At 73.2% G+C, this 22,626-nt stretch carries 20 protein-coding genes; 16 read left to right on the top strand and 4 right to left on the bottom strand.

The features are described from left to right. Positions 1-35: 35 nt before the first annotated feature. Entirely contained in the window at positions 36-779 is a 744-nt protein-coding gene (locus AC2RP6_RS09830) for an amino acid ABC transporter ATP-binding protein (RefSeq protein WP_486445870.1), read from the top strand. A gap of 40 nt (positions 780-819) precedes the next feature. Here the strand turns inward: AC2RP6_RS09830 and AC2RP6_RS09825 are convergent, their stop codons facing one another. Together AC2RP6_RS09825 and AC2RP6_RS09820 are read right to left on the bottom strand one after the other, a co-directional pair. Further along, positions 820-2,418, bottom strand: a complete 1,599-nt coding sequence (locus AC2RP6_RS09825; RefSeq protein WP_486445869.1) for a CocE/NonD family hydrolase — start codon at positions 2,416-2,418, stop codon at positions 820-822. A 144-nt stretch (positions 2,419-2,562) separates the two neighbouring features. Further along, positions 2,563-3,753, bottom strand: coding sequence for a L,D-transpeptidase (locus AC2RP6_RS09820; RefSeq protein WP_486445868.1), 1,191 nt, complete (start codon positions 3,751-3,753; stop codon positions 2,563-2,565). 226 nt (positions 3,754-3,979) lie between these two features. Here AC2RP6_RS09820 and AC2RP6_RS09815 point away from each other — a divergent pair, with 226 nt between their 5' ends. The 6 genes from AC2RP6_RS09815 to AC2RP6_RS09790 all read left to right on the top strand — a co-directional run bounded on the left by AC2RP6_RS09815 (position 3,980) and on the right by AC2RP6_RS09790 (position 10,855). After that, positions 3,980-5,143 (top strand): lipid II:glycine glycyltransferase FemX, encoded by a 1,164-nt coding sequence (locus AC2RP6_RS09815; protein ID WP_486445867.1) that lies wholly within the window; start codon positions 3,980-3,982, stop codon positions 5,141-5,143. Continuing rightward, positions 5,140-6,822: a murein biosynthesis integral membrane protein MurJ gene (gene murJ, locus AC2RP6_RS09810; RefSeq protein WP_486445866.1), complete on the top strand. Its 1,683-nt coding sequence runs from the start codon at positions 5,140-5,142 to the stop codon at positions 6,820-6,822. Before AC2RP6_RS09815 ends, murJ begins: the two co-directional genes overlap by 4 nt. Before the next feature lie 37 nt (positions 6,823-6,859). Further along, positions 6,860-7,543, top strand: coding sequence for a response regulator (locus AC2RP6_RS09805; protein WP_486445865.1), 684 nt, complete (start codon positions 6,860-6,862; stop codon positions 7,541-7,543). 6 nt (positions 7,544-7,549) lie between these two features. Then, complete coding sequence (locus AC2RP6_RS09800) at positions 7,550-8,995, top strand: ATP-binding protein (protein ID WP_486445864.1); 1,446 nt, start codon at positions 7,550-7,552, stop codon at positions 8,993-8,995. Further along, on the top strand, positions 8,992-9,531 hold the full coding sequence (locus AC2RP6_RS09795; protein WP_486445863.1) for a hypothetical protein: 540 nt from the start codon (positions 8,992-8,994) through the stop codon (positions 9,529-9,531). Before AC2RP6_RS09800 ends, AC2RP6_RS09795 begins: the two co-directional genes overlap by 4 nt. 64 nt (positions 9,532-9,595) lie before the next feature. Further along, positions 9,596-10,855, top strand: coding sequence for a cytochrome P450 (locus AC2RP6_RS09790; protein WP_486445862.1), 1,260 nt, complete (start codon positions 9,596-9,598; stop codon positions 10,853-10,855). Here AC2RP6_RS09790 and AC2RP6_RS09785 read toward each other — a convergent pair. Further along, positions 10,815-11,540: a hypothetical protein gene (locus tag AC2RP6_RS09785; protein WP_486445861.1), complete on the bottom strand. Its 726-nt coding sequence runs from the start codon at positions 11,538-11,540 to the stop codon at positions 10,815-10,817. The genes AC2RP6_RS09790 and AC2RP6_RS09785 overlap by 41 nt on opposite strands. Positions 11,541-11,677: 137 nt before the next feature. Here AC2RP6_RS09785 and ggt point away from each other — a divergent pair, with 137 nt between their 5' ends. Continuing rightward, positions 11,678-13,486: a gamma-glutamyltransferase gene (gene ggt, locus AC2RP6_RS09780; RefSeq protein WP_486445860.1), complete on the top strand. Its 1,809-nt coding sequence runs from the start codon at positions 11,678-11,680 to the stop codon at positions 13,484-13,486. 20 nt (positions 13,487-13,506) lie between these two features. Here the strand turns inward: ggt and map are convergent, their stop codons facing one another. Continuing rightward, positions 13,507-14,274 carry a type I methionyl aminopeptidase gene (gene map, locus AC2RP6_RS09775; RefSeq protein WP_486445859.1) on the bottom strand — a complete coding sequence of 256 codons (768 nt, stop codon included), beginning with the start codon at positions 14,272-14,274 and terminating at the stop codon, positions 13,507-13,509. 78 nt (positions 14,275-14,352) lie between these two features. Here map and AC2RP6_RS09770 point away from each other — a divergent pair, with 78 nt between their 5' ends. From AC2RP6_RS09770 to AC2RP6_RS09735, 8 genes are all read left to right on the top strand, one after another. Next, the gene (locus tag AC2RP6_RS09770) at positions 14,353-14,610 is read left to right on the top strand and encodes a helix-turn-helix domain-containing protein (RefSeq protein WP_486445858.1); all 258 of its coding nucleotides are present in this window, start codon (positions 14,353-14,355) and stop codon (positions 14,608-14,610) included. An 88-nt stretch (positions 14,611-14,698) separates the two neighbouring features. Continuing rightward, complete coding sequence (locus tag AC2RP6_RS09765) at positions 14,699-14,875, top strand: hypothetical protein (RefSeq protein WP_486445857.1); 177 nt, start codon at positions 14,699-14,701, stop codon at positions 14,873-14,875. Between the two features lie 91 nt (positions 14,876-14,966). Beyond that, complete coding sequence (locus AC2RP6_RS09760; protein ID WP_486445856.1) at positions 14,967-16,631, top strand: molybdopterin-dependent oxidoreductase; 1,665 nt, start codon at positions 14,967-14,969, stop codon at positions 16,629-16,631. A 5-nt stretch (positions 16,632-16,636) separates the two neighbouring features. Continuing rightward, positions 16,637-17,281, top strand: a complete 645-nt coding sequence (locus tag AC2RP6_RS09755; RefSeq protein WP_486445855.1) for a fasciclin domain-containing protein — start codon at positions 16,637-16,639, stop codon at positions 17,279-17,281. A gap of 90 nt (positions 17,282-17,371) precedes the next feature. Then, on the top strand, positions 17,372-17,752 hold the full coding sequence (locus AC2RP6_RS09750) for a PPOX class F420-dependent oxidoreductase (RefSeq protein WP_486445854.1): 381 nt from the start codon (positions 17,372-17,374) through the stop codon (positions 17,750-17,752). Between the two features lie 99 nt (positions 17,753-17,851). Then, positions 17,852-19,198, top strand: a complete 1,347-nt coding sequence (locus tag AC2RP6_RS09745; protein WP_486445853.1) for a hypothetical protein — start codon at positions 17,852-17,854, stop codon at positions 19,196-19,198. A gap of 1,288 nt (positions 19,199-20,486) precedes the next feature. After that, positions 20,487-21,329, top strand: coding sequence for a nitrilase-related carbon-nitrogen hydrolase (locus AC2RP6_RS09740; RefSeq protein ID WP_030026227.1), 843 nt, complete (start codon positions 20,487-20,489; stop codon positions 21,327-21,329). Continuing rightward, positions 21,326-22,621 carry an aspartate aminotransferase family protein gene (locus AC2RP6_RS09735; protein ID WP_486445852.1) on the top strand — a complete coding sequence of 432 codons (1,296 nt, stop codon included), beginning with the start codon at positions 21,326-21,328 and terminating at the stop codon, positions 22,619-22,621. Before AC2RP6_RS09740 ends, AC2RP6_RS09735 begins: the two co-directional genes overlap by 4 nt. Positions 22,622-22,626: the final 5 nt, after the last annotated feature.

Below are 22,626 nucleotides of genomic sequence, written 5' to 3'. Positions count from 1 at the left end.
ACCGGCTTTTCGGCACCGAGTGGGCAGGGCAGCGCATGGCCGTCGATCCGTTGATCGAGCTGCGGGACGTCAACAAGCACTTCGGACCGCTGCACGTGCTGCGGGACATCAGCCTCACCGTCGGCCGCGGGGAGGTGGTGGTGGTCATCGGACCCTCCGGCTCCGGGAAGTCCACCCTGTGCCGGGCGATCAACCGGCTGGAGACCGTCGAGTCGGGCACGATCCTGATCGACGGGGAGCCGCTGCCCGCCGAGGGCAAGGACCTGGCCCGGCTGCGCGCGGAGGTGGGGATGGTCTTCCAGTCCTTCAACCTCTTCGCGCACAAGACCGTCCTCGCCAACGTCTCGCTCGCCCAGGTCAAGGTCCTCGGGCGCGCGAAGGGCGAGGCGGACCGGCGCTCCCGGCAGCTCCTGGACCGCGTCGGCCTCGCCGACCAGGCCGCGAAGTTCCCCGCCCAGCTCTCGGGCGGCCAGCAGCAGCGCGTGGCCATCGCCCGCGCCCTCGCCATGGACCCCAAGGCACTGCTCTTCGACGAGCCCACCTCCGCACTGGACCCGGAGATGATCAACGAGGTGCTGGAGGTCATGCAGCAGCTCGCCCAGGAGGGGATGACCATGGTCGTGGTCACCCACGAGATGGGCTTCGCCCGCTCCGCGGCCGACCGCGTGGTGTTCATGGCCGACGGCAGGATCGTCGAGGACCGCACCCCGGAGCAGTTCTTCACCGCCCCGGAGAGCGACCGGGCCAAGGACTTCCTCTCCAAGATCCTCAAGCACTGAGGGTCCGGAAGGACGTCCCCGGCCCGGCCGCCGCCGGCGGTCAGCGCTCGCGCAGCGGAACCGAGACGTAGCTGGGGTCGCCCTGCGGCGAGGAGAAGGTCAGCTGCGCACCGGTGGGGTTGTGCTCGATGTACAGCGGGTCGACGGTGTCGACGACGAGGGCGAGCCGGTGGCCCGCGGGCACGTCGTAGGCGGTGGAGAAGAGCTCCAGGTCCACGCCGAAGGGCCGGCCCGGGGTCTTGCCGTGGAAGGTGTACGGGGCGTTGGTGACCAGCTTGCCGATGCCGAGCGGGCCGACGTCGTAGAGGTAGGCGACGAAGGTGCCGTCGCCCTTGGTGGGCGTCACCGTGGTGTGCAGCCGCACGGTGCCCCGGACGCGGCGGGCCCCGTCGTGGCGCCCCGACTGCCAGACGGCGGCGAAGGCCCGGGGGAGGAGCGGCACGGAGGCGATCGGCGGCGCCTTGAAGAACTGGTCGAAGACGCTGGAGAGCAGGACGACACCGCCGTTGGCGCCGGAGTCGACGTTCGCGAAGAGGTGTTCGCTGTCGGAGAGTGCGAGCCGCTCGGTGCCGCCGGAGCCGACCGAGGCCCAGTCGGCGTAGCCCTCGTACCCGCTGTCACTGCGGGACTTGATCTGCACCGGGGCCTCGGTGTCGACGCCGTTGCGCTCGCCCTTGAGGTAACGGTCGAACCAGCGGTGGGCGTTGGTCCAGGTGTCGTTGGGCAGGCCGAGCAGGCCGGTGCCCTCGGCGGTGGCGTGGTCTCCGGGGCGGAACTCCAGCCGCTTGGGGCCGGTGAGGCGCTCGTAGAACTTCGCGTACTGGTTCGGCGGGAAGATCGTGTCACCCCAGGCGTTGCCCAGCATGATCGCGGCGCCGTTGGCGTTGATCCGGTCCACCTGCTCGGCGGCCGACCGCTTCCGGCCCCAGTCGATCATCTGCTGTTCGCGGTCCAGCCGGGAGCCGAGGAAGTCGCCCAGGATCGACTGGAGTTCGGGTCCGGGGCGGCCGGTGAGGTAGCCGGCGGCGCCGAGCAGCCCGGCGGCCTGGAGGTGCTGGGTGCGGCCCGAGTAGATGGATTCGATGAGGTCGGCCCAGCCGCTCATGGCGACCACGGCCTTGACGCGCGGGTCGTGCGCGGAGGCCAGCAGGCTGATGCCGGCGCCGTACGAGACCCCGCCCAGGCCGATGCGGTCCGCGTCGGCGGGTGTGTGGGCGAGGGCCCAGTCGATGACGGCGGACACGTCGGCGACGTCCGGCGGGCCGGCCACCTCGATCTGACCGCCGGAGAGCCAGAAGCCGCGCGAGGTGTAACTGACCACGACGTAGCCGGAGTCGGCGAGCTTCTTGGCCTGGGCGATGTATTCGATCTGCGGCACGCCCCAACTGGTGGGCAGCACGATCAGCGGATACTTCCGGCCGCTCTCGGCTCCGGCCGGGGTGAAGACGTTGCCCTTGAGGGTGATGCCCCCGAAGCCGGGGATGTCGTGAAAGCGCAGGTCCGCCGGGGCGGCCTGCGGGGTGGGGGCGGTGGTGGCCGCGGCGGGCGCGGTGGCCGCCCGGGCCTGGTGGGGGGCCAGGCCCAGGGCGGTCGCCGCCAGGAGTGCCGCCACGGCTGCGGCGGTGGTGGTGCGTTCCATCGGTCGCTCCTCGCGTGCACCGAGTCCTGAAAGTGACCCGACGGTAACGGGAGCGGCTTACCGAAGGTAACCCATTGGTAAGTTACGTGGTGGTAACAATTGAACGAGAGTCAGGAAGCAGGGTCCGCGAGCAAGGCCCGCAGGTCAGCCGTTCTGCGGGGCGGCCGACAGGGCGCTCTTGGCCTTCCACTGGTCCCAGGAGAGGTTCCACTCGCCGTAGCCGTTGCCGATCTCCGCCTGCCCCTTCGAGCCGTCGCCGACCACCTCGAAGAGGTCGCCGACCTGCGACTGCCCGAAGAACTCCTTCGCGTCGGCGTCACTCATCCCCACGCAGCCGGAACTGCTGTTGGCACGGCCGAAGTTGCCGGAGTTCCACGGCGCGGCGTGCGCGTACATGCCCGACCAGGTCAGGCGCATCGAGTAATCGACCATCTTGTCGTAGGCGTTGTCCAGGCCCACCGTCTGGGAGTCCATCCGGATGGTGCCCTCCTTGGTCATGATCACCATCTTCCCGGACCACGACGCCTTCTTCCCGCCCGGAGTGCCGGCCGAGATCGGGACCGCCTTCTGCGCCTGCCCGTCCTGGGTCACCGTCATCTTCTTGGTGTCGAGGCTGACCTGGACCCGGCGGTCCTTTCCGATCTTGAAGTCGGTGTTGTAGTCCCGGGCGAACAGACCGCCGCCCTTGCCGGAGTCCACGCCGTTCAGGTGCATCTCGACCTTCACGTCCGTGCCGGACTTCCAGTAGTCCTTCGGCCGCCAGTCGACGCGGTCCTTGCCGTCGTAGTCCTTCAGCCAGCCCCAGGAGCCCTCGGTGTTGTCCGAAGTGGTGACCTTCAGCTGCTTCTCGACCTCGGCCTTGTTCGCCACCGGGTTGTCGAAGACGAGGGACACCGGCATGGCGATGCCCACCGTGCTGCCCTTGGAGATGTTGATCGAGACCTTGTTCACCTTGTCGGCGGCGCTGGTCCTGAACGACGTGGCGGCGGTCTGGCTGTCGGTGTTCTGCGCCTCCACCTTGTACTCCGCGGCGGGCGGCGCGTTGCGCTCCGAGGTCCATGTCTTCCCGTCGTCGGATATCTTCCCCGGCAGCTCCGCGCCCTTGGCGTCGGTCACCTTCACCTGGGCCAGCTTGCCCTCGGCCACGGTCACGACCACCGGCTGCCCGGCCTTGACCTGCTCGCCCGTCAGGTTGACCGAGACCGCCATGGGCGCCTTCGGCTTCGAGTCCGCCGTGCCCTTGTCGTCGCCGCCGTCACTCCCGCCCGAACAGGCGGTCAGCGCGGCGGCCAGGAGTGCGGTGCCCGCAATGGCGGTGCGGCGTGTGCGGCTCAACGAAGGGCCCCTTCGAGTAGTCGTGGTGATGAACGTTCCGCAAATGAGGATGAGAACGAGGCGACTTTAGGTTGCGCACATCGCGGAAAAGATGCGCATTTCCGCTTGTGACGTGGACCGCAGCAAAACGGTCATCGTTCCGTCACATTCGTCGCGCAGTGCGGTCACGGGTGGCTGTGAGAGTCCTGTGAACGACCCCTCGGCACGAACAGGAAGGCCGTCTCCCGTGTGCGCACTGCTCGTCACCCCCGCCCGGCAGGACCAGGACCAGGAGCTCCAGGTGCGCGCCCTGTCCGTCTCCGAATACCAGTCCTTCCTCTCCAGGACCCCGGCGGCGAGCTTTCTGCAGTACCCGTCCTGGGGCCGGGTGAAGGACCTCTGGCGCTCGGAAATGGTCGGATGGCACCGTCCGGGCGGCGAGATCGAAGGGGCCGGCCTCATTCTCTACCGGCAATTCCCCGGCACCCGCAAATACTTCGCCTACCTTCCCGAGGGGCCCGTCGCCGACTGGTCGGACCCGCGCGTCGACCGCTGGCTGGACCCGCTCATGCGCCACCTGCGGGCCGCCGGCGCCTTCGCCGTCCGCATCGGCCCCAGCCCCGCCTACCGCCGCTGGGACGCCGCCACGGTCAAGGCCGGCGCCGCAGCGGGACGTCAGATCTCCGACGTCCTCGCCACCGAGGTCGACCCCGTGGGCGCCGCCCTCGCCGACCGGCTGCGCACCCGCGGCTGGAAGCGCTGCGGCGGCGAGGACGACGGCGACGCCCAGCCCCGCCACGTCTTCCGCGTCCCGCTCGCCGGCCGCAGCCTCGACGACCTGTGGTCCGGCCTCAACCAGGAATGGCGGCGCAACGTCCGCAAGGCCGGCAAGGCCGGCGTCGAGACCGTCCTCGGCACCTCCGCCGACCTGCCCGAGTTCTACCGGCTGCTGCGCATCACCGAGGAGCGCGACGGATTCCGGCTCGGCCGCTCCCTCGCGTACTACGAACAGCAGTACCGCGTCCTGAACGAGGAACAGCCCGGCCGGATGCGGCTCTACCTGGCCGTCCACGGCGGCGAGATCCTCGCCGCCCACACCATGATCAGCACCGGCAGCCGGGTCTGGTACCAGACCGGTGCCTCCGCCGACCACCGGCGCGAGGTACGACCCAGCAACGCCCTGCAGTGGCGCATGATGCGCGACGCACACGCCCTCGGGGCCGACGAGTACGACATGCGCGGGGTACCCTCCACCCTCGACCCCGACGAACGTTCTTTCGGGCTGCTGCGCTGGAAGCTCGGCACCGGCGGACAGGTCGTCGAAACGCTCGGCGAATGGGAGATCCCGATGGACGGTGTCGCCAACACGGCGCTCCACAAGGCGTTCCAGGCCTACCTGGCCCGCCGGTGACGGCCACCGACACCAGACCGGCCGCCCCGGACGGCACCGGGACCGACGCCGACGGCGCAGCACCGAAGAGGACCTCGGTGCTGCGCAGCGGCGCGCTCATGGCCGCCGGCTCGATCGTCTCCCGCGCCACCGGCTTCATCCGCTCCGCCGTCGTCGTCGCCGCCCTGGGCACCGGACTGCTCGGCGACGGTTACGCTGTCGCCAACACCGTCCCGAACATCATCTACATTCTCCTCGTCGGCGGAGCCCTCAACGCCGTCTTCGTGCCCGAGCTGGTCCGGGCCGCCAAGGAACACGCCGACGGCGGCGTCGCCTACACCGACCGCCTGCTCACCGCCTGCACCGCGGCCCTCGTGGCACTCACCGCCGCCGCCGTCCTCGCCGCCCCGCTGATCGTCTCCGCGTACACCGGCTACAGCGGCGCCCAGGAAAGCACCACCGTGGCCCTCGCCCGGTACTGCCTCCCGCAGATCCTCTTCTACGGACTGTTCACCCTGCTCGGCCAGGTGCTGAACTCCCGCGGCCGGTTCGGCGCGATGATGTGGACCCCGGTCCTCAACAACTTCGTGATCATCGGCGTCTTCGGGCTGTTCCTCCACCTCTCCCACGACGCCGCGGGCGGCCTCACCGCCGCCGAGACCCGCCTGCTCGGACTCGGCACCACCGCCGGCATCGTCGTCCAGGCCCTCGCGCTGATCCCCTCGCTGCGCGCGGCCCGCTTCCGCTGGCGCCCCCGCTTCGACTGGCGCGGCAGCGGCCTCGGCCGCCCCCTGCGCAACGCGGGCTGGACCGTCCTGCTCGTCCTCACCAACCAGATCGCCTACTGGGTCGTCACCCGGCTGTCCACCACCACCGGACAGCACGCCGCCGACGCCGGCCTCGCGGGCGGTGCCGGCTACACCGCCTACAGCAACGCCTACCAGCTGTGGATCGTCCCGCAGGGCATCATCACCGTCTCCCTCGTGACCGCGCTGATGCCCCGCATGAGCGCGGCCGCCGCCGACGGAGACCTCGGCGCCGTCCGCCGCGACGTCTCCTACGCCCTGCGCTCCAGCGCCGCCCTCGTCGTCCCCGCCGCCGCCCTCATGGCCGTCCTCGCCCCCTGGGTGATGGGCGGAGTCTTCGGCTACGGACGCACCGGCGCCGCCGACATCGAGGTGATGGCGGGCATGCTCACGGCCTTCGCCCCCGGCCTGGTCGCCTTCTCCGCCCAGTACGTGCTCTCCCGCGGCTTCTACGCCCTCTCCGACACCCGGACCCCCTTCTTCCTCAACCTCGTCATCGTCGCCCTGAACGCCGGACTGTCGGCCGCCGCCTACGCCGTGCTGTCCCCGCGCTGGGCCGTCACCGGCATGGCCGCCGCCTCCTCGATCGCCTTCCTCGCGGGCGCCGCCGTCACCGCCCGCACCCTCTCCCGCAGGCTCGGCCCGCGCGCCGGCACCCGCACCGAGCGGCGCACCACCGCCGTACGCACCCACCTCCGGCTGCTCGCGGCGTGCGCGCCCGCGGCCGGCGCCGCGTACGCGGCGGCCCGCGCCGCCGAGCACTTCGGCGACTTCGCAGCGGTCGGCGCGGGAACCGCGGCCCTCCTCCTGGTCGTCGTCCTCCTCGCCCGGCCGTTGCGCCTGGCCGAGATCACCGACCTGCTCGACTCCCTGCGCCGCAGGACCCGCCGGTAGCGGGAGGAGCCGAAGACCGCCCTGGGATACTGACCGGATGCCACGCGTACTGCTGATCGAGGACGACCCTTCCATCCGCGAAGGCGTCGGCCTCGGCCTGCGCCGCCGCGGCCACGACGTACAGGCCGCCGAGACCGGGGAGGAGGGGCTCGCGCTGATGGCGGACTTCCACCCCGAACTCGTCCTCCTCGACCTGATGCTGCCCGGCATGAACGGCGTACAGGTGTGCCATCTCATCCGCCGGACCAGCGAAGTCCCGATCATCATGCTCACCGCACGCGGCGACGACTTCGACATCGTCATCGGCCTGGAGGCGGGCGCCGACGACTACATCGTCAAACCCGCCCGCACCGAGGTCATCGAAGCCCGTATCAAGGCCGTACTGCGCCGCCTCAGCGACCCGGTCGGAGCCCGCCCCGGCATCGAGGGCCACGGCGAACTCACCATCGACCGCGCCGGGCTGACCGTCGCCAAGAACGGCGAACGCGTCGCCCTCGCACCCAGCGAGATCAAACTCCTGCTGCACCTGTCGGCCTCGCCCGAGCAGGTCTTCTCCCGCCAGCAGCTCCTCGAGTACGTCTGGGACCACAGCTACCACGCCGACGCCCGGCTCGTGGACGCCTGCGTCCGCCGCCTGCGCCACAAGATAGAGGACCCCGCCCGCAGCCCCCGCTACATACAGACCGTGCGCGGCTTCGGCTACCGCTTCGGCCCGCTGTAGGCCGCGGTGCGACGCATAGCACCCCTCGGGCTGCGCACCCGGCTGATAGCGGCCTTCCTCCTGGTCGCCGCGATCAGCGCCGGAACCACCGCCGCCCTCACCTACCAGCAGGCGCGCAACGCCATTCTCAAGCAGACCCAGGACACCGCCGTCAGCACCCTGCGCGACCAGGTCGAGCAGCAGGAACTGCGCCTCCCGCTGGAACAGCAGGAACTGCAGCGCGTCGTCACCGAACTCGGCAAGCGCGGCAAACCCCACCCGTGGATCGTCTTCGGCGAATACGCCGGCATGCGCCTCTCCACCAACCCCGGCACACCCACCTCCACGGTGATCACCGAAAGCCTGCGCGACAAGGTCCGCAACAACCAGTACGCCGCCTTCCAGCGCGTCGAGGACCAGCGCGGCAACCCGTGGCTCACCATCGGCGTCCCCGCCGTCTTCGAACACAACGGATACACCGAACCCACCGGCGTCGTCTTCTACGCCAGCGTCCCGCTCTCCACCGAGAAGCAGACCGTCGAAGCCATGGTCGAGGCCGCCCAGCAGGGCGCCGTCCCGGGACTCGCCATCGCCATCGTTCCCGCGCTGCTGGCCGCCCGCAGCGTGCTGCGGCCGGTCCGCGACATGCGCCGCGCCGCCCAGAACCTCGGCCGCGGCCGCCTCGACACCCGTATCGAGGTCCGCGGCGCCGACGAACTCGCCGGCCTCGCCCGCACCTTCAACGAGACCGCCCGCGCCCTGGAACAGTCCGTCAGGGAACTGCAGGAGGCCGAGGTCCGCGCCCGCCGCTTCGCCTCCGACGTCTCCCACGAACTGCGCACGCCGCTCGCCGGGATGCTCGCCGTCACCGAGGTCCTCGACGAGGACGCCGCACGCCTCGACGACGACACCGCCAAGGCCCTGCGCCTGGTCAGCGCCGAAACCGGCAAGCTCGCCGTCCTCGTCGAGGACCTGATGGAGATGTCCCGCTTCGACGCCCGCGCAGCCGAACTCAACCTCGACGACGTGGACATCGCCGAAGCCGTCCGCAAGACCCTGGAGCGGCGCCACTGGGACGACGGGCGCGTCGTCACCGAACTGCCCGACGCCGTCCGTGCTCGCCTCGACCCCCGCCGCTTCGACGTGGTCCTCGCCAACCTCGTCGGCAACGCCCTGCGCCACGGAGGGGCCCCCGTACACGTCACCGTGCGGACCGCACCCGGCGACGACGGCGAACGGCTCCTCGTCGACGTCGCCGACAGCGGACCCGGCATCGCCCCCGAGGTCCTGCCCCACATCTTCGACCGCTTCTTCAAGGCCGACGCGGCCCGGACCCGCTCCGCCGGAAGCGGTCTCGGACTCGCCATCACCCTGGAGAACGTCCGTCTGCACGGCGGCTCCCTCCGGGCCGGCAACCGGCCCGGAGGGGGCGCCCTCTTCACCCTCGACATGCCCCTGGAGGCCCGCGCATGACCGGGCGGACGACCGGATTCCGCGCCGTGGCCCTCACGGCCGCCCTCACGGGCTGCGCCCTGCTGCTCACCGGCTGCGGCATCAAACGCACCGGCGTGATCGAGAGCGGTCACGCCGCCGCGGCCAAGGTCCCCGGCGGCAAGAACATCGCCGTCCTCTACTTCATCTCCAAGGAGGGCGACCGGCTCGTCCCGGTGCCCTTCTCGATCGGTACCGACTACATCCTCGCGCCGACCCCACTGCTGCGGGTCCTGCTGAACGGCCCCCTCGGCCCGTCCGCGGACGCCGGTCTCACCACGGCGCTGCCCAAGGTGTCCGGAGAGAACTCCGACGCGGTGACGGTTGGCCCCTACGCGCAGGACAGGGGGCTGACGGTGCGGGTGCCCTTCGCCGTCGGCGGCCTCTCCGAACTGGCCCGCGCCCAGCTGGTGTGCACCATCGGTGTCTCCGGGGTGCGCGACACCGTCAGCCCGGTCGCCATCGCGGGCACCGACACCACCCTCCCCGCCACCGACTGCAGGACCGCACAGCGCTGACGGACACCGCGCCGACGCGCACCCCGCCCTTGCGGCGGGGCCGCGCACCCGCCACGGTGGCCCCATGGACCCCGCCGCGGACGCCCCCGACGTCTTCGACCCCCGCATCTACGCCGCCGGCATCCCGCACGAGCGCTACCGCCTCCTGCGCGACCTGCGCCCCGTGGCCTGGCAACCCGAGCCCGAGATCGCCGGCTGGCCCGCCGGCCCCGGATTCTGGGCCGTCACCCGGCACGCCGATGTCGTCCACGTCCTGCGCGACCACCGGACGTACTCCTCCTGGCTCGGCGCCACCCAGATCCGCGACCCGGACCCGGCCGACCTGCCCTTCCTGCGCCGCACCATGCTCAACCAGGATCCCCCCGGCCACGGCGGACTGCGCCGGCTCGTCGCCCGCGCCTTCACCCCGACCCGTGTCGACGCCTTCGCCGCGCGCGTGCGCCGGCGCGCCCGTACGCTGCTGGCCGCCGCACGGGACGCGGCCGACGACGGCGCCGCCGACCTCGTCCGCACCGTCACCGACGAGTACGCCCTGCTCAACCTCACCGACCTGCTCGGCGTCCCACCGGCCGACCGGGCCCTGCTGCTCGACTGGACCGTACGGATCATCGGCTACCAGGACCCCGAGGACGCTCCGGAACCCCTCCTCGGCCCCGACGGCAAGCCCCTCAACCCGCGCTCCCCGGCCCTGCTCGGCGAGATGTTCGCGTACGCCCGCGAACTCGCCGCCCACAAGCGCCGGCACCCCGGCGACGACGTCATGACCGTCCTCGCCACCGCCGGACTCGACCCCGCCGAACTGGAGATGTTCTTCTTCCTGCTCACCGTCGCCGGCAACGACACCGTGCGCAGCGCCGCCCCCGGCGGCCTGCTCGCCCTCGCCCGGGACCCCGACGCCTACCGCAGGCTCGCGGCGGGCCGGTACTCCCACGCCGCTGCGGTCGACGAACTCCTGCGCGTCCACCCGCCGGTCCTCAGCTTCCGCCGCACCGCCGCCGTCGACCACGAACTGGCCGGGCAGCCGGTCCGGGCCGGCGACAAGGTCGTCGTCTTCCACGCCTCCGCCAACCACGACGAGCGCGCCTTCACCGACCCCGGCCGACTCGACCTCGGCCGCACACCCAACCCGCACGTGTCCTTCGGGGACGGCCCGCACGTCTGCCTCGGCGCGCACTTCGCCCGCCTCCAGCTGCGCACCCTCTACGAGGAGTGGTGCTCGGCCATGCCCGTACCGGAACTCGCCGGCGCACCCCGGCGATTGGTGTCGAACTTCATCAACGGCATCACACGGCTGCCGCTGCGGGTGTCCGGGCCGACCGGGTGACGTCCGCGACCAGCTCGGTCACATCCGGCCCGTAGGCATCGGAGTTGACGACCTTCAGCACCAGGCAGAAGGAGTCCGTGCCGTACGTGCGGGCCAGCCGCGCGTGGTGCCGGTTCAGATACCGGGCGGCCGCCTGGTTGCTGACCGCCGTCTGCCCCGACAGCAGGAACACCGGACGGCCGCCCTCCCCGCCCGCCAGCCGGGCCAGCAGCACGTGTTCCTCCCGTCCCGGCCGCCACCGGTAGGTCTCGCCGCCCACGACGATCGAACCCCGGTCCTCGTGCTGCTCGGTGTCGCCGTTGACAGTGACGCCCGGCAGCATCGACGCCAGGTGCGCCGTCGTCCGCGCGTTGGACACCGGACCGCCCACGCAGAACTCGGCCCGGTCGCCGAAGCCCTGACGGGCCGTGTCGTGCGTGACGATCTGCACGTTCGCCCCGCAGTCCTTGATCAGGGCGGAGATCTCCAGGAGGGCGAAGGCGTCGTTGCGGTGCAGCGAGGACTCCTTCCCGCCCATCTGCCGGTTGACCACGAACAGGCAGTCCGAACCCGTCGGCAGCCCGAAGAACACCTGCTTGCGGCGGAGCGCGCGCCGCCAGAGATAGGTCCGGGAGAACCAGCCGAACCCGCCGCTGACGGCGGTGGCTATCACCCCGAGCACGATGTTGCGCACGTCGTCGTTCATGCGCCGGATGCTAGCGCCGCGCCGGACGGGGGTCACCGGCGCGGTCCGCCCCCGCCGCCCGCCGCGCCCCGGCGGACGCCCTGACGCAGCGCGCCGCCCGGCGCTAGGCTCGGCCCACGCTGCCACTGGAGGTCCGGATGCACCGTCCCGCCGTCGCCCGCAGGTTACCGCTGCTGACCGTCGTCGCCGCACTCGTCTCGACCGGAGCCGCACCGCCCTCCGCCACCGGGACCCCGGCCCCGCCGGCGAAGGTACCGGTCGCCGTCGGCTACGGCGGGGCCGTCGCCAGCGTCGACGCCGACGCCTCGGCCGCCGGGATCGCCGTGCTCCGCGCCGGCGGCAACGCCGTCGACGCGGCCGTCGCCACCGCCGCCGCACTCGGCGTGACCGAGCCCTACTCGGCGGGCATCGGCGGTGGCGGCTACTTCGTCCACTACGACGCCCGCACGCACCGCGTCCACACCGTCGACGGCCGGGAGACCGCCCCCGCCACCGCCACGGCGACCCTCTTCCAGGAGAACGGGCAGCCCATCCCCTTCGCCGAGGGCCAGACCAGCGGCCTCGGCGTCGGAGTCCCCGGCACCCCTGCCACCTGGAAGACCGTCCTCGACGCGTGGGGCAGCCGCTCCCTGGCCTCCCTGCTGAAGCCGGCCCAGAAACTGGCCCGCGACGGCTTCACGGTGGACGGGACCTTCCGCGCCCAGACCGAGCAGAACCAGGACCGCTTCAAGGACTTCCCGGACACCGCGAAGCTCTTCCTGCCGGGCGGCGCACTGCCCGTGGTCGGCTCCACCTTCAAGAACCCCGACCTGGCCGCCACTTACGCCGAACTCGCCCGCAAGGGCACCGGAGCCCTCTACCGGGGGCCGCTCGCCGAGGACATCGTCCGGGCCGTCCGCACGCCCCCGGTGGACCCCGCCGCCACGCGCACGGTCCGCCCCGGCGACCTGACCACCGGCGACCTGCGCGCGTACGCCACCCGACGGCAGGACCCGACCCGCGTGAGCTACCGCGGCCTGGACGTCTACAGCATGGCGCCCTCGTCCTCGGGCGGCACCACCGTCGGCGAGGCGCTCAACATCCTGGAGCGGACCGACCTCTCGAAGCTGTCCGAGACGCAGTACCTCCACCGCTTCATCGAGGCATCCCGGATCTCCTTCGCCGACCGCGGCCGCTGGGTCGGCGACCCGGCGGCCGTGGACGTGCCGACGCGGCAGCTGCTCTCGCAGCGCTTCGCCGACTCCCGCGCCTGCCTGATCAGGCCGGACCGGACGCTGACCAGCCCGCTGGCCCCCGGCGACCCGCGCCACCCGGCACCCTGCGCCACCACCGGACAGGCCGCCCCCACCACGTACGAGGGGGAGAACACCACGCACCTGACGGTCGCCGACCGCTGGGGCAACGTCGTCTCCTACACCCTGACCATCGAGTCCACCGGCGGCAGCGCGATCACCGTCCCCGGCCGCGGCTTCCTCCTCAACAACGAGCTCACCGACTTCTCCTTCGCCCCGGCGGCGCCGGGAGTCCCCGACCCGAACCTGCCCGGTCCCGGCAAGCGGCCGCGCTCGTCCATGTCCCCGACGATCGTCCTGGACGACGGCCGGCCGGTGCTGGCCGTCGGTTCGCCCGGGGGAGCCACCATCATCACCACCGTCCTGCAGACCCTGACCGGCCACCTGGACAGGGGTCTGCCGCTGGTCGACGCGATCGCCGCGCCCCGGGCCAGCCAGCGCAACCAGACCACCACCGAGCTGGAACCGGGTCTGTGGAACAGCCCGCTGCGCGCGGAGCTGGAGGCCCTGGGCCAGGCGTTCCGGCAGAACCCGGAGATCGGCGCGGCGACCGGCGTGCAGCGACTGCCCGACGGACGCTGGCTGGCCGCGGCGGAGACCTCCCGGCGGGGCGGCGGTTCGGCCATGGTGGTCCGCCCGCACGGCACGCCGTAGGGCGGTCCGGCGGTCGGCGGTCAGAGCACGGTGAGGACCCGCGGGCCGCGGCCGGTGATCGCCACCGTGTGCTCGGAGTGGGCGGCGCGGGTGCCGTCGACGGTGCGCAGGGTCCACCCGTCGGCGTCGCACCGGTAGTCGTCCGTACCGCCCGCGATCAGCATCGGCTCGATGGCGAGGACCATGCCGGGGCGCAGTTTCATGCCGCGTCCCGGCGGGCCCTCGTTGGGCACGCCGGGGTCCTCGTGCATGCTGCGGCCGATGCCGTGGCCGCCGAAGCCGTCGGGGACGCCGTATCCGGCGGCGCGGCAGACGGTGCCGACGGCGTGGGCGATGTCCCCGATCCTGTTGCCGGGCACGGCGGCGGCGATCCCGGCCGCGAGGGCCGCCCGGGACGTGTCGATCAGCCGCTGGTCCTCGGGGCGGGCGCGGCCGACGGTGAAGCTGACCGCCGCGTCCCCGACCCAGCCGCCGAGCTCCGCCCCGCAGTCGATGCTGACGAGGTCGCCTTCGCACAGCCGGTAGCCGTCGGGGATGCCGTGCACGATCGCGTCGTTGACGGAGGCGCAGACCACCGCGGGGAAGGGCGCCGGCGCGAACTGCGGCCGGTAGCCGAGGAAGGGCGAGGTCGCCCCGGCCGAGCGGAGCACGTCACGGGCCACCCGGTCCAGGTCGGACAGGGGTACGCCGACGTGCGCGGCCTCGCGTACGGCGGCCAGGGCGCGGGCGACGACGCGGCCCGCGGCGCGCATCTTCTCGATCTCGGGTGCTGTCTTCAGTTCCACCATGCCAATAACTATACCGGTATAACTGTAACGGGATTACTTTACCGGGATAACTATTGGTGCCCCGGGTAGGATGGCCCCATGGTCCGTACCCCACTCACCCCCGAAGAGCGCGAGCGCGGCGAGCGCCTGGGCGCCCTGCTGCGCGAGGCCCGCGGTGCCCGCAGCATGGTCGAGATCGCGGCCGGGGCCGGTCTCTCCGCGGAGACCCTGCGCAAGATCGAGACGGGCAGGGCCCCCACCCCTGCCTTCTTCACGGTCGCCGCCCTCGCCGAGGCCCTCGGTCTCTCGCTGGACGACCTCCTCCGGCGCTGCGCGGTCGTACCGGCGCCGGCGTAGGAGTCGGGGCGGGCCGTTCGGGCGGGAGCCGAGGCCGAACGGCCCAATGGGCGGTGGGACGTGCCGCGCGCGGGGCAAGCGTGAAGGCGTGTCAGCCACCGACGCGGCCAAACGACTCGGATGCGCAGCCGTCGGCGCCCTCCTCGCCGGAGGGCTGCTGCTGGCCGCGTGCGCACTGCCGGACGACCGGCCGGGTCCCGTGCGCGAAGCGAACGGCCGCGGCCGTCAAGGGGCACCCGTCCCGGGCGGACCGGGCGGCCGCTGACCGCAGCGGCCGAGGCGTCCCCCCGGCGCACTGTTTTCACCCATGCGGGTGAGGGGCCCATCCTGCGGCCGGAGCGCACCGAATCCAGGGTGTGAGCACGCTCCGCACCACTCCCGCCCGGCCCGCCCGGCCTGCCCTCGCCGCCCTGTCCGGCCTGCTGGCCGGGTTCGCCGCGCTCGCCGCGGCGGAGCTGGCGGCGGGCCTGATCCGGCCGGCCGCCGGGCCGGTGACCGCGGTGGGACGCGCGGTGATCGACCGGACCCCGGCGCCCGTCAAGGACTTCGCCGTCCGGACCTTCGGAGAGGACGACAAGCTCGTCCTCCAGCTCGGCATCCTCGCGCTCCTCGCCCTCTTCGCCGTGGCCCTGGGCCTGTTGGCCTTCCGGTTCCGGCGTCCGGGAGCCGCCGGCGTCCTGGTGTTCGGCCTCGTCGGCAGCACGGCCGCGCTCAGCCGGCCGGACTCCGGCGGCGCCGTGGACGCCCTGCCCTCCGTCCTCGGGGCCGTCACCGGAGCCTGCGTGCTGTACCTCCTCGCGGGACGGGCGGCACCGGCCGCCGGGCCGGCGGCGCCGCACGAGGGGACGGCCGGCGGCTGGAGCAGGCGCGGCTTCCTCGGCGCCGCAACCGCCGTCGCGGCGGCCGCCACCGGGGCCGGCCTCGCGGGACGGACCCTGAGCGGCCGCGACGGGCGGGGCGCCATCGCCTCGCGCGCCGCCCTCGTCCTCCCGCCCCCCGCCTCACCCGCCCCGCCCGTACCCCGATCGGCGCGCCTGACGACCCCCGGGATCAGCCCCTTCGTCACGCCCAACCGGGACTTCTACCGGGTGGACACCGCCCTGGTCGTGCCCAAGGTCGACGCGGCCGCATGGCGGCTGCGCATCCACGGGAAGGGCGTCACCGCACCCCGCACCTACTCCCTCGCGGACCTCCTCGCGCGGCCCCTCACCGAGCGGGACATCACCCTGACCTGCGTCTCGAACGAGGTCGGCGGCCCCTACCTCGGCACCGCCCGCTGGCTGGGCGTCCCCCTGGCCGGTCTCCTGAGGGAATGCGGCGTACGACCGCCCTCCCGGGGCGGCGCCGCCGACCAGCTGGTGGCCCGGTCGGTGGACGGCATGACGCTCGGCTCCCCGGTCGAGGACGTCATGGACGGCCGCGACGCCATGCTCGCGGTCGGCATGAACGGCGAGCCGCTGCCCTTCGAGCACGGTTTCCCGGTGCGGATGCTCGTCCCGGGCCTCTACGGGTACGTGTCGGCCTGCAAGTGGATCACCGACCTCGAACTCACCACCTACGACGCCTACGACGCGTACTGGGTCCAGCGGCAGTGGGCCGCCAGGGCGCCCGTCAAGACGCAGGCCCGGATCGACACCCCGAAGCCCTTCGCACGCCCCCGACCCGGCACGGTCGTCGTCGCCGGCGTGGCCTGGGCCCAGCGCCGCGGGATCACCCGCGTCGAGGTCCGCGTCGACGACGGCCCCTGGCAGGACGCCGACCTGGCGGCGCCGACCACGGTCGACACCTGGCGGCAGTGGTCCTTCCCGTGGCAGGCCGAACCCGGCGGCCACACCCTCACCGTCCGCGCCACCGACGGCACCGGTCAGGTCCAGACCGAGCAGCGCGCGCGGACGATCCCCGACGGTGCGAGCGGCCGGCACAGCGTCTTCGTCACCGTCCCCCAGACCCCGGCCCGGCCCGCCCCAGGGCCGGTCCGGCAGCACTACCCGCAACCGCACACAGGTACTCAAGGGGAGTAACCACCATGAACAGCATGAAGATCCGCCGTACCGCCCTGGCCGTCGCCGCGGCCGCCGTCCTGCCGTTCTCGCTCGCCGCCTGCTCCGACTCCGGGGGTGACACCAAGGCCGCCCCCGCCGCCGGCGACCAGGCCAAGACCGGTGGGAGCACCCCGATGGACGCGACACCGGCCGGCGACCAGCCCTTCGGCCCGGCCTGTGCCGGGGTCCCGAAGGAAGGCGCGGGCTCCTTCGACGGGATGGCGAAGGACCCGGTGGCCACCGCCGCCTCCAACAACCCCGCCCTGTCCACCCTCGTCGCGGCCGTCAAGCAGGCCGGTCTCGTCGACACCCTCAACAACGCACAGGACATCACGGTGTTCGCCCCGACGAACGACGCCTTCGCGAAGATCCCGAAGGCCGACCTCGACAAGGTCCTGGCCGACAAGGCGACGCTGACCAAGATCCTCACGTACCACGTGGTCGGCCAGCGGCTCACCCCGCAGCAGCTGGAGAACGGCAGCTTCGAGACCCTGCAGAAGGGCAAGGTCAACACGACGGGCTCCGGCGAGGCCTACGAGGTCAACGACACCTCGAACGTCGTCTGCGGCAACGTCAGGACGGCCAACGCCAACGTCTACATCGTCGACACCGTCCTGATGCCCAAGTAGCCCTGCGCCCACCCCGCGGACCGGCCGGGCCCGACACCCCGCCGGTTCCCGGGGTGCCGGGCTCCGGGCCCGCCGCGTTAGGGTCCGGGTATGGGTCTCCAGGAGCTCGGCAACGCGCGCTACGTCAGCCTCACCACCTTCCGCAAGGACGGCACGCCCGTCGCCACACCGGTGTGGGCGGTCGCCGACGGAGGGGAGCTGTACGTGTGGACGCGCAGCGACTCGTGGAAGGTCAAGCGCATCCGCAACGACGGGCGGGTCACCCTCGCCCCCTGCGACGTGCGGGGCCGTGTCGAGGACGGCGCGCCCGTCGTCGACGGGCGCGCCACGCTCCTCGACGAGGACGGCCTGCGCCGGGTGCGCACCCTCATGTCGCGCAAGTACACCTGGCAGTTCTGGGCGGTCGACGTGCCCGCCGCCCTGGTGCGCCGGGGGAAGCGGCCGCACACCGCGATCGCCGTCAAGCTTTGAGGCTCCCGTAGCCCGCCCGTAACACAGGTGGGATCCAATGCGCCCATGGAGACCGCGACTACACTGGCGATCAGTCAACTCTCCGGATACTTAAGGGGATTGACGCAAAGACTGGATGCCGGGGCAGGCTGGTACGGGGAGTTCCTGCGCCGCGATCCTGAGGGACTGCAGGCCTGTCTGAACGGGGCGGCGATACCCCCGTGGGACCTGGTGGAGTCCCTGCTGCGGGACCTGGCGGGGACGGGCGGCGCGGAACTCGCGGCGCGGGAGACCGTATACGCGGCGCGGCTGCGGGCCGCGGCGGTCTCGGTCTGGGACCGGCTCCCGGGGGGCGAGGACGAACTGCGGACCCTGCTCGCCGCGGCGGCCGCCCGGCGGGCCGAGGCGGAGGCCGCCCTGCGGAGCCTGACCGCCCGGCTGGTCGGGACCGCGGACCGGGCCGAGACCGACGCCCTGACCCGGGAGCTGTCCTGGACCCAGGACGACGTGGCACGCGCCGCCGGCCGCCACGAGGACCTGGCGGCCCGCCTGACCGCCCTCCGGGCCGACGCGCCGACGGAGGCCCCGGCTCGGCCGGACACCGGCGCCGACGTGCCCGGTGCGGGCGGGGCGGGGGGACAGGCGGGGGTTCTGCCGCCCGTCGGACGGGCCGAGAGCCGGTGGCTGCGGGGGACGCGGCGCGGCGGGGGCGCCCGGTACGCCGGGGCGGCGGCTCCCGAAGTGCCCGCCTCCACGGCGCCGCCGGGCCACCCGGACCCCGGGGCCCGGCCCGCCCCGCGCGGGGCCCGCTTCGGCGGGCTGCGGCCGGAGCCGGAGCCGCTGCCCGAGCCGGTGCCCGAGCCGGTGCCCGAGCCGGTGCCGGTGCCGGTGGCCGAGGCTGAGCCTGCGCTCCCGCCCGCGCAGCCGACCCGGACGCCGCGGGACGTCGCCGCCGAGCTGATCGTGCTGCGCGCGCAGGGCCGCACGGGCGAGGCGCACGCCCTGCTGTGCCAGGCCGCGGCGTGGCCCGCCGGGCTGCTGCCGCACCTGGCCGCCGAGTTGGTTCGCGCGGGTCTGGCGGCCGACTGGAACACCTTGCTCTGGGAGGCCGCCTCGCTTCCGCCCGGACAGCTCGCGGCGGCCGCCGCCGCCCTCGGCGACGCCGGACGGGAGGCCGACTGCGGAGCCCTGCTGCGCCAGGGCGTCTCCCGTTCCGCCGCCGAGGTCGCGGACGCGGCACTCGCCCTCGGCGCGGCGGGCCGTGCCCGGGAGGTCGAGACCCTGCTCGGGGCCTTCGTGCGCGTCCGCACCGCCGAGGAGGCGGCCGCCCTCGCCCGGCACGACCCCCCGTGGTTCACCCCGCGGCTGCTCCACGCGGCCGGCCGGCTCCCCGGCGCCCACCGCCGCGACCTGGCCCACGCCCTGCGCGTAGCGGGCCTCACCCCCACCGCGCTCCCGCGGCCCTAGCCGCTCCGCTCCCGCGGCGGGCAGCCGTACTCGGGGCCGGGCAGGGCCGGTGGTTTCCGGGGCTCCGCCCCTCCGCTCCCGCGGCGGGTAGCGGATCGGGGGCTGCCCCGGGCCGGTGCTGCTGGGGCTCCCGCCCCAGACCCCGCGCCCTTCCGCTCCCGCGGCGGGTGGCGGTCCGGGGTCGGCCCGGGCCGGTGCTGCTGGGGCTCCCGCCCCAGACCCCGCGCCCTTCCGCTCCCGCGGCGGGTGGCGGTCCGGGGTCGGCCCGGGCCGGTGGCCACTGGGGCTCCGCCCCAGCCCCCGCGCCCCTCCGCTCCCGCGGCGGGTGGCGGTCCGGGGTCGGCCCGGGCCGGTGGCCACCGGGGCTCCGCCCCGGACCCCGCGCCTCAAACGCCGGCGAGGCTGGATGGGGCGGCTCCGCTCCGCCAGCGGGCAGCAGTCGGGGCCGGCGAGGCTGGAGTTGCGCGGGCCGGTGCGCGGGGCCGCCGAGGGGTGTCTCCTCGGCTCGGCGCGCGCGAGCCTTCTCGGCCGCGGGCCGGGGGTTGCGCGCTCGTCCTGCGGGGACACCCCTCACCGTCCCCGCTCCCCCCGCGACGGGCACGGCAGTGGGGCGGGGACACGGCGGAGTGTCCCCACAGGACGAGGCGCCACCCCCGGCAACCACCGCGACACGCCCGCGCGCGCCGAGCCGAGGAGACACTCCGGCGGGGCGCCCCCCCCACACACACCCAACCGACCCCGCTCGGCGGCAATCCCGGCGAAAGCCGCCCCGCGCCGAACCGGCCCCGTTTCGTGGGGCTCCCGGCGGGAGCGGCCCCGCACTGAAATGGCCCCGCTCCGTGGCATCCCGGCGGAAGCCGCCCCGCGCCGTATCGACCCGCTCCGGGGCGCTCCCGGCGGAAGCCGCCCCGCACTGTGCCGGCACCGCACCGCGGCGCTCCCGGCGGGAGCCGTCCCGCAGGTCACGGAGCCGACGGCCGGTACGTGCAGCCCTGCCGGCGATTGAGGCGCGGGGTCCGGGGCGGAGCCCAGCGGGCACCGGCCCGGGGCCGACCCCCGGATCCGCCACCCGCCGCCCGAGAAAGCCACCCCCCGCCGGACCAACACCGCTTCGGTCCGCAATGTCGCCTCCGGTGACCGCAATCGACCGCCGCGCGACGTAACGTGACCGACTGCTCCAACTGCGCAAGGCGGTCTTGCCCCACGCTGTGACGCGGCCTACGTTCTACTCCCTACGCACACCGTCTACGTGCGTAGAACTCGGCGTTCCCGTCACAAGGAGCAGCTCATGGCCCAAGTCGTCCGCGCCGCGCTGGTCCAGGCCACCTGGACCGGAGACACCGAATCGATGATCGCCAAGCACGAGGAGTACGCCCGCCGGGCCGCCGCCGAAGGTGCGAAGATCATCGGTTTCCAGGAAGTGTTCAACGCCCCCTACTTCTGCCAGGTCCAGGAGCCCGAGCACTACCGCTGGGCCGAGGCCGTCCCCGACGGCCCGACCGTCCGCCGCATGCAGGACCTCGCCCGCGAGACCGGGATGGTCGTGGTCGTCCCCGTCTTCGAGCTGGAGAGCGAGGGCTTCTACTACAACACCGCCGCCGTCATCGACGCCGACGGCACCTACCTCGGCAAGTACCGCAAGCACCACATCCCCCAGGTCAAGGGCTTCTGGGAGAAGTACTACTTCCGCCCGGGCAACCTCGGCTGGCCCGTCTTCGACACCGCCGTCGGCCGGATCGGCGTCTACATCTGCTACGACCGCCACTTCCCGGAGGGCTGGCGTCAACTGGGCCTGGCCGGCGCCCAGCTGGTCTACAACCCCTCCGCCACCCACCGCGGCCTCTCCGCCTACCTCTGGCAGCTGGAACAGCCCGCCGCGGCCGTCGCCAACGAGTACTTCGTCGCCGCGATCAACCGCATCGGCCAGGAGGAGTACGGCGACAACGACTTCTACGGCACGAGCTACTTCGTCGACCCGCGCGGCCGGTTCGTCGGCGACGTCGCCAGCGACAAGGAGGAGGAACTCCTCGTGCGCGACCTCGACTTCGACCTGATCAAGGAGGTCCGCGACCAGTGGGCCTTCTACCGCGACCGCCGCCCCGACGCCTACGGAGGACTCGTACAGCCGTGACCAACCCCACCCCGCTCCACAACCGCCACCGCACCGTCCTGCCCGACTGGCTCGCGCTGTACTACGCCGACCCCATCGAGCTCACCCACGGCGAGGGACGCCACGTCTGGGACGCCGACGGCAACCGCTACCTCGACTTCTTCGGCGGCATCCTCACCACGATGACCGCCCACGCGCTGCCCGAGGTCACCAAGGCCGTCGCCGAGCAGGCCGGGCGGATCATCCACTCCTCCACCCTGTACCTCAACCGGCCCATGATCGAGCTCGCCGAGCGGGTCGCGGCCCTGTCCGGCATCCCCGACGCCCGCGTCTTCTTCACGACCTCCGGCACCGAGGCCAACGACACCGCCCTGCTGCTCGCGACGACGTACCGCCGTTCCAACCAGATCCTGGCGATGCGCAACAGCTACCACGGCCGTTCCTTCTCCACCGTCTCCATCACCGGCAACCGCGGCTGGTCCCCGACCAGCCTGTCCCCGCTGCAGACGTACTACGTCCACGGCGCCGTCCGCACCCGCGGCCCCTTCGCCCACCTCGACGACACCGCCTTCACCGCGGCGGCCGTCGCGGACCTCAAAGACGTACTGGGCCAGGCCCGCGGGGGAGTGGCCGCCCTGATCGCGGAGCCGATCCAGGGCGTCGGCGGCTTCACCTCCCCGCCCGACGGCCTGTACGGCGCCTTCCGCGAGGTCCTCGACCGGCACGGCATCCTCTGGATCAGCGACGAGGTGCAGACCGGCTGGGGCCGTACCGGCGACCATTTCTGGGGCTGGCAGGCGCACGCCCAGAACGGCCCGCCGGACATCCTCACCTTCGCCAAGGGCATCGGCAACGGCATGTCCATCGGCGGCGTCGTCGCCCGCGCCGAGGTGATGAACTGCCTGGACTCCAACTCGATCTCCACCTTCGGCGGTTCACCCGTCACCATGGCGGCCGGCGTCGCCAACCTGGGCTACCTCCTGGAACACGACCTCCAGGGCAACGCCCGCCGCGTCGGCGGCCTGCTCCTGGAGCGGCTGCGCGGGATCGCCGCCGCCGTCCCCGCCGTCCGGGAGGTCCGCGGCCGCGGCCTGATGGCCGGCATCGAACTCACCCGGCCCGGCACCGACCAGGCCGACCCGGAGGCGGCCGCCGCAGTCCTGGAGGCCGCCCGCGAAGGCGGCCTGCTCCTCGGCAAGGGCGGCGGCCACAACACCAGCGTGCTGCGGATCGCGCCGCCGCTCTCCCTCACCGTCGCCGAGGCGGAAGAGGGCGCCGAGATCCTCGAACAGGCCTTGCGCGGCATCCAGTAGGGGGA

Source organism: Streptomyces sp. WAC03905, from assembly GCF_057371075.1.
Note: the sequence above shows the minus strand (reverse complement) of the source record. Positions and strands in the feature narration are given on the sequence as shown.